At 48.0% G+C, this 15177-nt stretch carries 11 protein-coding genes; 8 read left to right on the top strand and 3 right to left on the bottom strand.

Annotated elements, in window-relative coordinates; all coding sequences use genetic code 11:
• The first annotated feature begins 23 nt into the window (after nucleotides 1-23).
• From glpK to KO518_RS02140, 6 genes are all read left to right on the top strand, one after another.
• Nucleotides 24-1508 (top strand): glycerol kinase GlpK, encoded by a 1485-nt coding sequence (gene glpK / locus KO518_RS02165; RefSeq protein WP_216024159.1) that lies wholly within the window; start codon nucleotides 24-26, stop codon nucleotides 1506-1508.
• Nucleotides 1509-1812: 304 nt separating this feature from the next.
• Nucleotides 1813-4617 carry a TonB-dependent receptor gene (locus KO518_RS02160; RefSeq protein ID WP_371742216.1) on the top strand — a complete coding sequence of 935 codons (2805 nt, stop codon included), beginning with the start codon at nucleotides 1813-1815 and terminating at the stop codon, nucleotides 4615-4617.
• Between the two features lie 107 nt (nucleotides 4618-4724).
• The gene (locus KO518_RS02155) at nucleotides 4725-6257 is read left to right on the top strand and encodes a tryptophan halogenase family protein (RefSeq protein WP_216024157.1); all 1533 of its coding nucleotides are present in this window, start codon (nucleotides 4725-4727) and stop codon (nucleotides 6255-6257) included.
• 9 nt (nucleotides 6258-6266) lie between these two features.
• Nucleotides 6267-7016: a SapC family protein gene (locus KO518_RS02150; RefSeq protein WP_216024156.1), complete on the top strand. Its 750-nt coding sequence runs from the start codon at nucleotides 6267-6269 to the stop codon at nucleotides 7014-7016.
• A gap of 21 nt (nucleotides 7017-7037) precedes the next feature.
• Nucleotides 7038-8504, top strand: coding sequence for an SLC5 family protein (locus tag KO518_RS02145; protein ID WP_216024155.1), 1467 nt, complete (start codon nucleotides 7038-7040; stop codon nucleotides 8502-8504).
• 86 nt (nucleotides 8505-8590) lie between these two features.
• Nucleotides 8591-10720: an alpha-galactosidase gene (locus KO518_RS02140; RefSeq protein WP_216024154.1), complete on the top strand. Its 2130-nt coding sequence runs from the start codon at nucleotides 8591-8593 to the stop codon at nucleotides 10718-10720.
• 43 nt (nucleotides 10721-10763) lie between these two features.
• Here the strand turns inward: KO518_RS02140 and KO518_RS02135 are convergent, their stop codons facing one another.
• The gene (locus KO518_RS02135) at nucleotides 10764-12047 is read right to left on the bottom strand and encodes an alpha/beta hydrolase family protein (protein ID WP_371742232.1); all 1284 of its coding nucleotides are present in this window, start codon (nucleotides 12045-12047) and stop codon (nucleotides 10764-10766) included.
• Nucleotides 12048-12257: 210 nt separating this feature from the next.
• Between KO518_RS02135 and KO518_RS02130 the strand changes: the two genes are divergently transcribed.
• On the top strand, nucleotides 12258-12920 hold the full coding sequence (locus KO518_RS02130; protein ID WP_216024152.1) for an RDD family protein: 663 nt from the start codon (nucleotides 12258-12260) through the stop codon (nucleotides 12918-12920).
• A 1-nt stretch (nucleotide 12921) separates the two neighbouring features.
• Here the strand turns inward: KO518_RS02130 and KO518_RS02125 are convergent, their stop codons facing one another.
• Nucleotides 12922-13731, bottom strand: coding sequence for an alpha/beta hydrolase (locus KO518_RS02125; RefSeq protein ID WP_216024151.1), 810 nt, complete (start codon nucleotides 13729-13731; stop codon nucleotides 12922-12924).
• 176 nt (nucleotides 13732-13907) lie between these two features.
• Here KO518_RS02125 and KO518_RS02120 point away from each other — a divergent pair, with 176 nt between their 5' ends.
• Nucleotides 13908-14519, top strand: coding sequence for a hypothetical protein (locus KO518_RS02120; RefSeq protein WP_216024150.1), 612 nt, complete (start codon nucleotides 13908-13910; stop codon nucleotides 14517-14519).
• Here the strand turns inward: KO518_RS02120 and KO518_RS02115 are convergent.
• Nucleotides 14513-15097 (bottom strand): beta-phosphoglucomutase family hydrolase, encoded by a 585-nt coding sequence (locus KO518_RS02115; RefSeq protein WP_216024149.1) that lies wholly within the window; start codon nucleotides 15095-15097, stop codon nucleotides 14513-14515. The two genes, KO518_RS02120 and KO518_RS02115, sit on opposite strands and share 7 nt — an antisense overlap.
• Between the last annotated feature and the right edge of the window lie 80 nt (nucleotides 15098-15177).

Raw genomic sequence — 15177 nt, 5'->3', positions numbered from 1 at the left:
AAATAGCGTAACGGAGTGTTTACTTGAACAAGTTTATTCTCGCCATTGACCAGGGCACAACAAGTTCTAGAAGCATCATTTTCTCTTCTGAAGGTAGTATAGAGGCGATTGCTCAAAAAGAATTCCCCCAGCACTATCCTAGTGATGGCTGGGTTGAGCACGATCCGGAGGAAATTTGGCAAAGCGTTCTCCTTACCCTGAAAGACGTATTTAACAAATGCCAGTTAACGCCGAAAGATATCGCCAGTATTGGTATCACGAATCAGCGCGAAACCACACTAGTATGGGATAAGCAAACCGGTAAACCCGTGTACCCGGCTATTGTGTGGCAAGATCGTCGCACCTCGCCGCTGTGCCGCGAATTGAGCGAAGACACAGCACTCGTTGAGTACATCACAAATACCACCGGGTTACTGCTGGACCCTTATTTTTCCGCAACTAAGATTGCCTGGATCCTCGACAATGTCGATGGTGCTCGGGAAAAAGCAGAAGCCGGTCAGTTGCTGTTTGGTACTGTAGATACCTTTCTTATCTGGCGTCTTAGCGGTGGAAAATCACACAAAACTGATGCCACCAATGCATCGCGTACCATGTTGTTTGACATTCACAACCAGAAGTGGGACAGCAAGCTACTCGATACGTTTCGGATTCCAGAAGTTATGCTGCCGGAAGTACTCGACTGTGCCGCTGATTTTGGCTGCCTAGACGAAAGTATTCTGGGCACTGCCCTGCCAATTGGCGGTGTAGCCGGCGACCAACAGGCGGCATTAGTCGGCCAGGCCTGCTTTGAAAAAGGCATGGCGAAAAGCACTTACGGCACCGGTTGCTTTATGATTCTGAATACCGGTGATACCCCACTTAAATCTGAAAACCGCCTGTTGACTACCGTAGGCTATCGTCTCAACGGAAAGACCACTTACGCACTGGAAGGTAGTATTTTCATGGCCGGTGCGACAGTTCAATGGCTGCGCGACGGACTAAAACTCATAGACGATGCTGCAGAATCAGAAGCTCTTGCCCAGCGCGCCCGCCGCGACAATGGCGTTTTTCTGGTACCCGCCTTTACCGGATTGGGTGCACCTTACTGGGACCCGGATGCACGGGGCGCCATTCTCGGTCTAACCCGGGATACAGGTATAAGCGAGATCGTTGCCGCAGGCCTTCAATCTGTTTGTTATCAAACGAAAGATCTGCAAAAAGCCATGGAAAGCGATGGCGCCAGGCCAACAACGATTCGCGTGGATGGCGGAATGTCGCGAAATGACTGGGTGATGGGTTTCCTTGCAGACATTCTTGGCGCAGATGTAGAGCGTCCCGAAGTAACAGAAACAACGGCGTTAGGCGCTGCGTTTCTCGCCGGTCTGCAAGTTGGTGTATTCAATTCAGTTAGTACACTCACCCAATGTTGGAAGAGCGACAGTATATATTCACCCCGACTTTCAAAATCTGAAAGAGATCATGCATACAAAGGGTGGAAAAATGCCGTTAATCGCATCAGATGCAGTTAATTTTTGGCACTTTAGCTACAAATCGTTCTGAATTTCGTAATCATTATCCTAAAGTAGATTGATAACATTATTGTTACATTTTAAAAGTGTGTTAGTATTTACAGATTCTTGGGGAAAACGTTTACATTAGTTTACCCCTGGATAACAAAGACCTTTTTTATCAGTTAGTTATACTAACGCAATGGTAACAAGGGCAAACTAAAAATGTGAAATGCATGTTTAACACTTTCACGTTCAATTACAAAATTTGTTAATTGCTACATAATTAAGTTGTTACATGTTGCCAAATCACGGAGAAAACACAGTGACACATAACACCAAAAAATCGAAGTTAGTCCCTATCGCTACACGCTCACTCTTAGGCGTAGCTATTGCCTCTGCCCTACACGCGCCGGTAGCACTATCTCAGGACGCCTCAGCCAACGATAACGTTGAAGTTATTGAAGTGCGCGGCATTGTGAGTAGCCTTAAACGCGCCATGTCTGATAAAAAGGAAAACATGGCAGTGTCGGACGGTATTGCCGCTGAAGATTTGGGTAAATTCCCCGATCTGAACGTAGCAGAATCGCTACAAAGAATCACCGGTGTATCAATCGACCGAAGTGGTGGTGAAGGTCAACAAGTAACGGTCCGTGGTTTTGGCCCGCAATTTAATACTGTATTGGTTAACGGTCGTCAGCTTGCCTCTGACGCCGATGGTCGTGCGTTCAACTTTGACGTACTGGCTGCTGACCAAATTACGGGGGCAAACATTTACAAAAGTGCAGTTGCGAACATGCAGTCCGGTGGTATCGGTTCCACCATCAACGTCAGTACTGCCCGTCCATTCGACTACGACGGCATGCAGATCGTTGGCTCGGTAAAAGGCATGTACGAAGATCTGTCAGAAGAAACGTCGCCTCAAGCGAGCTTCCTGGTCAGTAACACCTTTGCAGACGACAAATTTGGGGTATTACTGGCCGTCTCTCACCAGGAACGCCAGGTGCAAATCAACCGCATCCAAACCGGTGGCTGGCGTCCGGGTTTGACTTTGTCAAACCGCAACGACGGCATTTTGGCTGACAATGTCTACTTTCCAAGAAACTGGGATCAGATTGTAGATCAGCAAGACAGAACCAGAACGAACGCGTCATTAGTAGCGCAGTTCGCGCCGAGCGACGATATCACTATCACACTTGACGGTTTTGTGTCTAAATTCGAAGTAGATTCACAGGTCACAGATTTAGCTTCATGGTTTGAACCTGACCGCGTTGGATCTGCCACTGTCAATGCTGACACAGGCACTGCTATTCAGTTCACCCAGGAAATCGATCTGCACCAAGGTAGTGGTAACCCGGCTTCTGACTTTGTATCACACACCCGTAACCAGCGCGATGTGACCAACGACGGATTTGGTTTAAATGTAGAGTGGAATATCACAGACTACCTCATTGGTAACTTTGATGTATCGCACTCAACAGCTGAAAATGATATTGCCGGCGATGCCCGATTCAATGTTGTAGGTATTATCAACAACTATGAGTTCGACAGCACGGGTAGTATACCAACCGTTATTCACGATGGATTTGCCAACGGTGCTCTGCCGGATATCGGCCTTAATCGTCTGCATTACAACGAGTTAGGGAACCCACGGGCGTCAGAAGATGAAATCACTGAGTACAAAGCTGATTTTACTTACTATTCTGATTCTGAAGTATTCCAGAAAGCCGATTTTGGTGTGTTGTATTCCGAACGGGAAAAATACAGCTACCAGGAGTTTGCATCCCAGTGTGCCTTCTGTGGCTACAACGTCGAAGCTCCCGTTGATGCGCTTAACATTCGCCCTTTCACAGCAAACAACTACTTTAGCGGTCTTATTGATACCTGGTATACCTACGACGGCGATGCTTACATCGACTATCTGGCATCTCAAGGTGCACCAATTAATCCGACGCTCGCCCCTAACCACTATACAGTGGAAGAAGAAGTACTGGCATTGTATGCCCAGTTTGAGTTTGGTTACGACCTGGGGGATATGCCTTTAAACATCAACATTGGCGCCCGCTATGAAGAAACCGATGTGAGTGTGTCAGCGGTACAAGCATTTTTAGTTGATATTGTTCCCACAACCGATTTGACCTTGTTCCAGAATGTGGCAGGCCCGGAAGAGAACATTACAGGCACCTCATCCTATTCAAATCTTCTGCCCAGCATCAACGTAAAACTTGAACTGGAAGAAGACATGATTCTGCGTTTGTCGCGCTACGACTCTTTGAGCCGTCCAACTATGTCACAAATGTCTCCGGCAACCACCTTTGGTGAGCCCCGTCGTCAGAATCTGACTGCGTCCGGTGGTAACCCTGCTTTGAAACCGTTTGAAGCAGAAAACTGGGATCTGTCATTCGAGTGGTACTACAGTGACGACAGTATTTTCAGCTTTGCAGTATTTAGTAAAGAAGTTGAGAACTTTATCGTTACGCTCTCGGGTGACGAAACTTACTCCCTTAGTGCTCGAACTGCGGCTGACGGATTCCGCTGTACCGCTGCAGATTGTGCTGTGGGCGTCTCCCTCGACCCAGCGAACCCTGACGTAGACGTTGTTGCTACCACGGAAGAACTCAATGGCGCCGGCGAAGTGTTTACCGTTACCCGTCCACAAAACGGTGAAACCGCTACCGTTACAGGTTATGAAGTCGCCGTGACTCACGTATGGGACAACGGCTTCGGTATTACGGCTAACGCGACAGTGGTAAACAGCGATGCGGAAGTCAGTGGCGACACTACGCAAACCTTTGCGTTGGAAGGCCTGGGCGATTCTCAGAACCTTATCATGTTCTATGAAAAAGACGCTTTCCAGGCTCGTGTGGCCTTTAACAACCGCGAGTCATTCCTGTTCGCGCTAGACAATACATCCGTTGGCGGTGCGACCGGTGAGCCGGTTACCACTAAGACATACGGACAGTGGGACGTAAGCGCAAGTTATGACATCAATGAAAACTTCACTGTATTCGTTGAAGGCATTAACGTCACTGGCGAAGAGTTAACCCAGATAGGCCGTTTCAACGACCAAATCTACTCAATCGAAGACAACGGTTCTCGTTTTGCTGTAGGTGTACGCGCCACTTTCTAAGTATAAACTGGCAGGGACTTATCCCTGCCATTTATCCATAGGTTGCCTGGATTTTTATCAGTGCCTATGGATAAATGGCACAACCCCAACAAACCTGACGAGTGACCATGAAACAACCCGGAACAGCTTCTGAGAAACAACGTATAGTGATAGTAGGCGGCGGCACTGCCGGCTGGCTCACTGCGGCGATCGTTGCGGCCAAACACAACATTGACAAAGGCAGGTGTGCGCTGGATATCACTTTGGTAGAAGCTTCCGATATTCCCACCGTTGGCGTGGGAGAAGGTACCTGGCCGACGATGAGAAACACGTTAAAAGACATTGGTTTGTCTGAAAAAGAAGTGTTTCGTCAGTGCAGTGCCGCATTTAAACAAGGTGGCAAATTCATCAATTGGGTTCATGGCAATGGTGACTTTTACTATCATCCGTTTACAGTGCCTTTGGGCTATGGGCGCATTGAACTAGCGCCATACCTGGATAACATCTCTTCATTTGCCACCGCGGTTAATTTTCAACAACACGTGTGTGAGAAAAATCTGGCTCCGAGAACGCTGTCTGATAGTGAGTACAGTAGTGCGCAATCTAACTATGCGTACCATCTAGACGCCGGTGCCTTCGCTGATATGCTGAGAACGTTCTGCAAGGAAAAATTAGGGGTCAAACACCTGGTGGCCACCGTAGAACACATCCACCGAACAGGCGAAGATGCCATCGACTGTATAACGCTGAATAGCGGTGAATCCCTCAGTGCCGATCTTTTCGTGGATTGTTCAGGCTTTCGTTCACTGTTGTTAGGTGAAACACTGGGAGAGAAAATGACCTCAACCAGTGATGTGTTGTTTAACGACACGGCGCTAGCCCTTCACGTACCCTACGAAGATGACTACGAAATTAAACCCTACACTCAGGCCACAGCTCAGCAAGCCGGGTGGATCTGGGATATCGGGCTAACCAGCAGACGAGGCGTTGGTCACGTATTCTCATCTGAGTTTATGCAAGAAGACCGCGCATGCGACACCCTCATGCGTTATGTGGGTGAAGCGCATAAGTCACTAACGCCACGGGTTATTAAATTTGAATCGGGTTACCGCAAAACCCTGTGGAAGGGCAATTGCGTTGCCGTTGGGCTGGCGGCAGGATTTGTCGAACCCCTGGAAGCCACAGCGCTTATGTTGATTGAAATCTCCGCCCGCTACATCGCCGAACAAATGCCCATGCCAGTGTCGGCCAGACCGGTCGTGAGCAAGCGTTTCAATGAACAAATGAATTATCGCTGGCAGCGTATTATCGATTTTCTCAAGCTGCATTATGTACTGACAGAGCGACAAGAGCCTTATTGGCAGGCCAACAAAGATCCGCTAACCATTCCAGATTCATTAAAAGAAGACATGGAAATATGGCGCTATCGCGGCCCACAAATTGCCGACTTCTCAGCGGCTATTGAATTATTTCCAGCGGCCAGTTATCAGTACGTTTTATACGGAATGGGGTTTGCTCCTGATTTTTCTATCCACTCACACCTCAACAAGATGGATGCAACGGCACAATCGCTGATAAATCAAAATCAACTGATCACCGAACAAAAAATGCAGGCACTGCCTAACCATCGTGATTACATCGAACAATGGCTGAGTGCCTAGGATACACACATGCAAAATTTTGAACCTGTTAATCCACAAGCCCATGGCGATGTTCGCATTGACGAACATCAGTTACCTGCGCTGTACAGCCGTTTCCACATGCTCAATGTGGAATTAAAAGAAGCGGTGCAGGCATCGAGTGAATTTCCCCTGTTTTTTAGCAAAGTTGCCAACAGCCAGCGCTGGACCATTTCAGCTCTGTGTGGATTGGGACTCAACGAAAATGTTTTTGTTCAACTCGACGAATGGGTGGCACATTACACGCCACTCAGTTTGCAAACCCTGCCTTTTTCACTGCAAATAGAAGAAAACAACGGTAAGCACACTCTGCTTATAGACTTGGCGTCTGCAGCAGTAAATACGAAAAATGGCAGCGCGCTGTTTCTCTCTAGCAAACGACCATCTGCCTTTTTAGACAACAAGCGAAAATTGCTTGAAGAACGGTCAATGGCCATGGCTCAAACCAGCGCTCTGCTGGAGGAGATGGCATCAATGGGTCTGATCCGCGCCGTCGATCTCATCATAGAATATGCCGACAATACGCAGCAGCGCGTAGGCGGGCTGGCAACTGTCAACGAACAACAATTACAGACGCTGGACGCAGAGCAACTGGCGTTACTGAACGGCAAACAGTGTTTGTCTGTACTGGCCAATATACTGGGGTCAGTGTTTCAAATGAACCGGCTTATCCGATTACACAACAAGAAATACCCCGGCAAAGCCATTTCCAATATAAAACTAGAAACAAGCAAAGCATAATCATCGCCTAAGGAGCTTTCGATGTATTCAAGCACTATTCAGGTGTCCGTATTTGTGTTCGTTACAGCCCTTATCGGGTTGTTAACGTACTTAAGTTGCCGGGGGCAAAATCGCAACGGACAACAAAACCAAAACCGCGAGTTCTTCCTTGCCGGAGGCGGTCTCGCCTGGTACTTTGTCGCTGGCAGTATCACACTGACAAACCTCAGTACCGACCAACTGGTAGGTATGAACGGCAATCAAATGGCTCTGCTCGCCCTGTGGGAGCTGTCTGCTGTAGTAGGCCTGTTTATTCTGGCAAAAGTCTTTCTGCCCGTGTATTACAAATTCAAATGTACCACTACCACAGAATTGCTTGAACAACGTTACCACAATAAACATATCCGCGCGGTTATCAGCGCCCTGTTCTTTCTCGGTAGTGCATTGATTTTCTGCCCGGCGGTAATTTACTCCGGCTCTCTATTCATGCAATCCATGTTCAACGTGGAATTACCGCTCATGTACATCGCTGTGGTATTTGTCATTGTCGGAGCCCTGTACGCGATTTTCGGCGGACTTCGCGCCGTTGCCGTATCCGACACATACTCTGGCGTACTCTTGTTAACCATGGCAGTCGTCGTAACTATTCTCGCGTTGCAGGCCATTGACTATAACTTCGACGGTATTCCCGAAGAACGCCTTACCCTTATCGGTGGCAGTGACTCTCCCGTTCCCTGGCACACACTGCTTACCGGTATGATTTTCATTCAAATGTTCTACTGGGGTACCAACCAGGTCATTACGCAACGGGCCATGGCTGCACCGTCGTTAAAAGAAGCGCAAAAAGGGGTATTCGCCGCAGCGGGTATTCGCCTGATTATTGTACCGGCCATCATTGTGGTGCCTGGAATAGTTTCCTACAAACTCTTTGGCGACATTGGTGACAGCGCATACGGACGTATTGTGGCTACTGTATTACCTGACTGGCTATCAGGCATTTTTGCCGCGGCTATGGCCGCAGCTGTACTCACTACTTTTAACAGTAATCTCAACTCTGCCACAGCACTTTATGTTTGTGACATTCACGAGGCCTACGTCGATAAGTCGCCTAATGTCCCAAAACTGAGTGGATTTGTAACTGTTCTTCTGTGTTTTGTGTCTTTGGCATTAATTCCCGTTTACCAACAGGCAGAGAGTATTATAAACCTGGTGCAGCAGTTATACGGGTTACTTAGCATGCCCATTTTGTCTGTATTCATTGTCGGCTTGCTGTTTAAAAACGTTCACGCCAATGCAGCCATCGGCTCAGTCGTTTTCGGCGTGGCTCTTTACGCCTTGCTGAGCTTTGAATTTTCTCCGATTTACGCTCCGTTTGGCCTGCATTATATTCACCTGATGTTTATTACTTTGCTCTCATGTGTGAGTTTTGCGCTGCTGGTGAACAAAGTTATTTTTGGACAAAAGGCACAGTTTTCCATGGCTATTTCCAGCAAGGAAACGGCGGCCTGAACTAGCGAAAAAACCTGGTTCAAACGAGTCACCCAATGGAAGCCCTGCGCGGGGCTTCCTTTTTTAACACTATTTATGAGGTTTTTATGTCTTCTCTTCCTCAATTTGTCAGACTGGACAACGCATACACGACAATCATTTTCGATTGTCAGGGTCGTAGCCCATCGCTTTTATATATGGGTGAACCACTGAGTACCGCCACAGATGGCGCGATGCTTAGCCTGCTAAGTACACGTCAGGAAGCGAAATGCGCACCTGTTGTCGAACCCCCGGTATCACTCGTACCCACCCACGGCGAAGGTATTACCAGTGCACCGGGACTGGAAGTATTCGGCCAACAGGACGAATGGTCTGCGGGTTTCCAAACCACTGCCATCGAACAACAAGGGCTAAAAGTAACCTTTATCGGGGAAGACGAACACCGTAATATGCTACTGGTGACGCAGGTAGTCCTCGATGAAAACAGCAGTGTAGCAACGTACAAATCTACGCTCACCAACACAGGCTCTCAAGCTGTAAATCTGGCGTACCTCAACGCCGCCAGTCTTACCCTGCCTATGAATGTGACAAAGATAAAAACCTTCGAAGGGCGCTGGTCAAACGAATTCCAAACCGCTGATCACGATCTCTTCTTTGGTAGCTATGTGAGAGAAAACCGCCGAGGCAAAACCTCCCACGACACCTTCCCAGGCCTGATTGCATTTCCACAGGGTACCAGCGAACTAGCTGGCGAGTGTTTCGGCTTCCACTTAGGCGCATCGGCCAACCACAAGCTGCGTGCTGAGGTAATGGCAGATGGCCGCAGCTATGTACAGTTTGGCGAGCTTCTATTTCCCGGAGAAGTTCAATTGGCTGCAGGTGAATCCTATTCATCTCCTGTGCTTTACAGCGGTTTCGGTTGCGAAGGCTTCTCGTCGCTGTCACAACAATTCCATAACTACATACGCAGCAATGTGCTAAAGCACAATGCAGACAGCAAACCCCGCCCCGTACATTACAACACCTGGGAAGGCATCTATTTTGACCACGACGTAGATACACTTAAAGCATTGGCCGACAAAGTGGCCCCCTTGGGTGTGGAGCGATTTGTGCTCGACGATGGCTGGTTTAAAGGCCGCCGTTCAGACAAAGCCGGTTTAGGTGACTGGACCGTGGATGAATCTATCTACCCCGAAGGCCTCGGCCCACTGATCGATCACGTAACCGGACTGGGAATGGAATTTGGTATTTGGTTTGAACCTGAAATGGTAAACCCAGACAGTGACCTGTACCGCGCTCATCCCCAGTGGGCGTTGCAAACCAAGAATAACCCCCACGTCCCTTTCCGCAACCAGTTAGTGCTCGATTTAACTAACCCGGATGTGGTTGAGTATCTATATAAGGTCATTACTGACGTCTTAAGTACTTATCCAAAGATCAGCTACATCAAGTGGGACATGAACCGCGATGTGAACCATCCGGGTAACCTTAAGGGCAAGCCTGCAATGCACGGCCAAATACCGGCGTTATATCAACTCATTCAGCGGGTGAAAGACGCGCATCCGGGCATTGAAATTGAAAGTTGCTGCTCCGGTGGTGGGCGTGTTGACCTAGGTATACTTCAGCATACTGACCGCTTCTGGACGTCTGATTCCAACGATGCCCTGGATCGCCTGCGCATTCAACGCGGATTCTCTTATTTCTTCCCCTCAGAAGTGATGGGTGCCCATGTTGGCCCCAGAGATTGTCACATTACCGGGCGTAATATTCCTATCGAAATGCGCGCAGCCGTGGCCATGTTCGGCCACATGGGCATTGAAATGGATCCAAGAGAGCTCACCGAACAGGAAACCGGAGCTCTGAAAGATGCCATCACACTGTATAAATCGTTCAGACATCTAACCCATTCTGGCGATCTGTTCCGCATGGATGACGACAAACTGAACGTGAAATTTGGCTATGTATCGAAAGACAAGTCTGAAGCGGTGTTTGCCTATAACAGTGTGGTAGAAACACCAAAAACCACGCCGTTGCGTTTCCTCTTCGCAGGGTTAGACAGCGCGAAGTCATACCGTATTACCCGTGTGTGGCCAGAAAAACTCAAGGAGTACTCGCCCTCTATTTTGCAAACAGCAGATGGCAAGGTATTTACCGGAGAAGCCCTAATGAAGTTCGGTTTGCAAATGCCAGTACTGTTCCCACAGACGGCGCTTATCTATAAGTTAGACGCCGTATAAAGGCTCATTCTACTAACACAAATACAAAGCGGTGAGGAAATCCTCACCGCTTTTTTTTACCCTTGTGTGTCATTTCAAGTCCCAGGGCGTAACGATGATCAAAGCCTTTCCATACCTCGGGTTGTACGCCGTTTGTCACTTCTTGAGCGCTGCTCCCTGATACAGTGAGATAATCGCAGTACGCGGGGATGTTTTTTACGTAGCAATGCATCAGCGCCAGAGCAAAGTGCGCGTTAATGGCGTTTAGCGACTCTGACCGCCATGCGGGCTCAAGGTAATGTCCAATATCAAATTCGCTACCGTACGCTTGTGCCGGCGCCGGATGGGGAGCGATGTTGTGCCGCGCGTTTTTAATAGTCAACAATTGGGACTCTTTACTCCCTGTATGTTCAAACAACCATTTAATACCGTCGTAGCCGGATATATCATCGTATTCCCCCCCAACATACAACACTGGCACTGCAATAGTAGCCAGAGCTTTCTCGTCAAACAACTTGTGTTGGCCCCCCCAGGGAGCCAGAGCCATCATCGCTTTCCACCTGGGGTCCACGCTGTTGCTGTCTTGTTTTCCGCCAGCGCAGGTATTCAACAATTTTTGCGCCTTTTTTGCCGTGTCTTGTGACGCTGCCCCCGTAAACTGTGCGGCTAACTCTTCGCTAAACGAATAACACCCTCCCACGGTATTCACTGCACCAAAGCCCCCCATTGAATACCCAATTAACCCCGCTCTTTCCTGATCGGCTAGCTCTTTAAACAGAGCATGGTCTAGCAAGGCATTTAAGGTAAACACCTGATCCCGTGAACGGTTCATCAACGTACTTGGAAAGCCGGCGAAGGGCCCGTTCGCGAAGTCTACATCTTCATTGGTTGAATCAGTGTGGTCGATGCCCGCAACAATATAGCCATAGGAAGCCAGATGCTCACCCAAATAGTACATAATGGTGCGATAACCTGTGTAACCATGAGACAGCACAATAACTGGATATGCGAAGTCATTGGTGAGAACTTCCACATCCCTTGATGCATTCGTCACTATACTGAAGGGTTTACCGCTGCGAGTTTCGTTGTCATAAGTGGTATTAGCGCCCGCACGCTCTGCAGGGTACCAGACTTCCACCTTAAGACTGCGGCGCTGTTTTTCACCTTGTATGTTTTCTACCTGCTGGGAATACTGCAAGTTCAGCGTTGTCACACCTACGGCGTAAGGTCCGCCGACACTGAGTTCGGGGGTCACATCATCGGGCAACGCCGGCCCTGCAAGGGTCTGCGCAGTTAACAATCCACTTAGTGAAAGGAATAGCGCTGTCGAAAAAAGTAAAGTAGAAATTTTCACGTTGATTAATTCAGCGTTAAGTGAATGAATAACGCGTAGTTTACCACCATGTAATATAAAAAGCGGCAGAGATCGCAACTACCACAAACGCGACAATATTGAACCTGAAGGTAGCGAAACGTACCACAGGCAGTGCAACAGAGTACTTTTTTTTCTCTCAAAAAAAGGCATTATGTAATGCAAACCAAATAGGAGTATTTTTTCATGGCCGAACCCGGTATTTATGATGGACTTAGTCTGGATGAGTTGCGTGCGCTGTCAGCAGCGATGAACAGAGAAGCTGACCCGGAACGGGCGGCGGAAATAGACGCCGCCATTGCGCGAAAAGAAGCCGCAGTGGACGATGGCGATACCGTTTCTGAAATTAATACCGATGGCTCAGGGCTGCCGAGCGAAGCGATGCGAGCTGCTTCCGTAGTTGAGGATCGTCTGGCATCAAGAGGCGAACGTTTTGCTGCCGCCCTTATTGACGCGGTGGTATCTATACTTATTACCATTCCGCTGTTTTTTGTCGTCGGCCTAGAAAACCTGCAAGAGCCATCCATCGGTTTAACGGCCATGATCTTTGTTTATGGGTTTGCTAGCTTTCTTCTTGTTCACGGCTTTATATTATTTAATTACGGCCAGACAGTGGGAAAGCGATTTTTAAAAATCCGAATTGAAGATCTTGAAGACAACCAAGCCACTTTTTCTACCATTATGCTCAAACGTTATCTGCCTATCAGTATCGTGGCTTATATTCCAGTAGTTGGCAGTATACTGTCTCTGATCGATGTGTTGTTTATCTTCCGCGCAGACAAACGATGTGTACACGATTTGATTGCCGACACTCGTGTTTGTAGAGTGCCAGAGGGATTTAACGTTTAAGCTAAGGTGTATTACTGGCCGCTTTTACCGCTTTGATAAACAAACGGTACTGGCCTTTTACATCTGGATAACTCATCGATTTATTGTGTTTGCCTCCGGGCACAACGTATATCATTTTATCTTCGCTGGGAGAAGCTTCATACAATTCCCGACTAAAGGTGATAGGGGTGATCCTGTCCTTATCACCTACCACCAAAAACAGAGGTTTGTCGAACTGGCGTACAAAGTCATCATTCTCGATAATCGCCAACTCGGGGGATACTTTTAGAAAGGTAAAGAGCCGTGTCCAGTCGGGCACCATGTTTTGCACTACATCGTTCACCCGGTTAATCGCACTATCTAAAACCAGGCCATCAATATCTCGTTTCACCGCAACGTAAGACGCCAAAATAGACCCCATTGAAATGCCGTGCACTACAGTGGGTAAATCATTAGTAAAGACTTCTTCCGCATAGTCGTAAACAACCAGTGCGTCGCGTTTAAGATTATACATTCTTGCTCTGGACGCCTTTTGGCTTGCACCAGTACCTTGGTAGTCTACCCACAATATGTTTGCCGGGAGTTTTCCAAATTCGTGTATTAACCGAGCGTTCTTGCTTATGTTCATACCGTTGTCTGCATACAACACAATATTCACGATAGGGTCCGGATATGCCACAGCAACCCCTTTTAGGGTCAGTTCCTGTCCGTTTTTAATTTCGACGGTGGTGATGGTCATGGCGGCCTCGTCTTCGTTTACCGCCTGGGTCAACGCTGTGATATCCAGCCCTTTCGGTTTCGGATCCTGATGTAAATAACTGGACGAACTCACATCGATGGCACATCCATGTAAAAACGACAAACAGAAAAACAAGGTAATTTTTCGACTAAGAATGAACACAGTGGTTTACGCTCTGTAACAAATAAAAGTTAAAAACCAGACAACTCAGACCGGACATTAAGGTAACATCAGTACCGATTGCGCAGTGTAATGAGGATACGACCGGCATGCAAAAAAAGATGATCGAAAGGCACGCAAAAACCGTTGCAGCCATGGTGTTAACCTTCAGTATTTTAGGAGGCTGTGTAACCACCGATGACGACAAACCGCCGCAAACACGCCTGTCAGAAGCCGAAGAAAAAGCCATTCGCGATTCACTGAAATCCTATTGTCCAGCAAGTTTACTGGCCTACGACGATCAACGCGCATCGCCAATTGTTCCTGCGGCAGGAGATACAATCGGGCCCGAAAAAATGAAGCAATGGATCTTCTCTGCTCTCAACGAGGCCAACTTCTCACTTACCCCAATACCCCAGCACGGTCATTTGTTTGTCACTCTGAATAAGAGCTTCTTGCAAAGCTACGGTGACAGTATCATTGCGAATGTTGTTATATCAGCCCAATATCAGGCTCCTAATAGCGAAGAAAAAACTGCGATCAGGGAATTTAAGGGTATGGCAATTCAACCGGCGTCTGCTCCCTTAGCCGCAGATGCATTATTTCAACAAGCTATTACCCGCTCCGTAGTTCGCATGAACCGCACCTATCGCTACGGCTGTGCGCTGGAGAAACAACACACTGCCGGGATCCACGGCGCTAAGGCACCCCGCGTTCAGTAACGTACTTTTCCCTCAACAACCATAATGCAGTGCATACCTGCTCGGGTCGCTGCTTGCTTGCCTATTTCTGTATCCTCAAACACAACACAGTCTTCGGGTTTTAACCCCATTTGTGAGGCAGCTGAGAGAAACGTATCCGGTGCTGGTTTTCCATTTTCCACGTCTGAGGCCGTTACCAGCGCATCCAGTGAAGATAATAAACCATGATGCGCCAACAGGAATTCCGCGTGGGAGCGTTCGGCCCCCGTCCCTACAGCTATTTTCTTAAAGGGCCGGTAGTGAGTGAAAATGGCGTGAGTATCCTGGATAAGCTCCGGTGTATCTTGCATGGCAGCTCTCACCGAATTCTTAAAATTTGCCACCGTTTCTCGATCATGATTTCTGACATACTTTTCGTTGAGTAAATCCACCGTTTCAAGTGTGGGAACACCGCCAAGGTTGTGCATGTATTCCGCATCAAACGGGTAACCAAACTGCTCACAGGTTTTCTGCCAGGCAACACTATGTCCGCCCATAGAATCAATTAACGTGCCGTCCATGTCGAAAATAATGCCTTTGAAACCGTTTAAATCAAGCATGTAACATCACTCTCCTTACTGTCCTATTGCGCTGTTTTTTTTACTGGATAACCTACTCAAATTGAGCCCATAATATGTCA

The sequence above is a fragment of the Aestuariibacter sp. A3R04 genome, from assembly GCF_018860805.1.
Lineage (GTDB): Bacteria > Pseudomonadota > Gammaproteobacteria > Enterobacterales > Alteromonadaceae > Alteromonas.
This window is presented reverse-complemented; position numbering and strand designations above follow the sequence as displayed.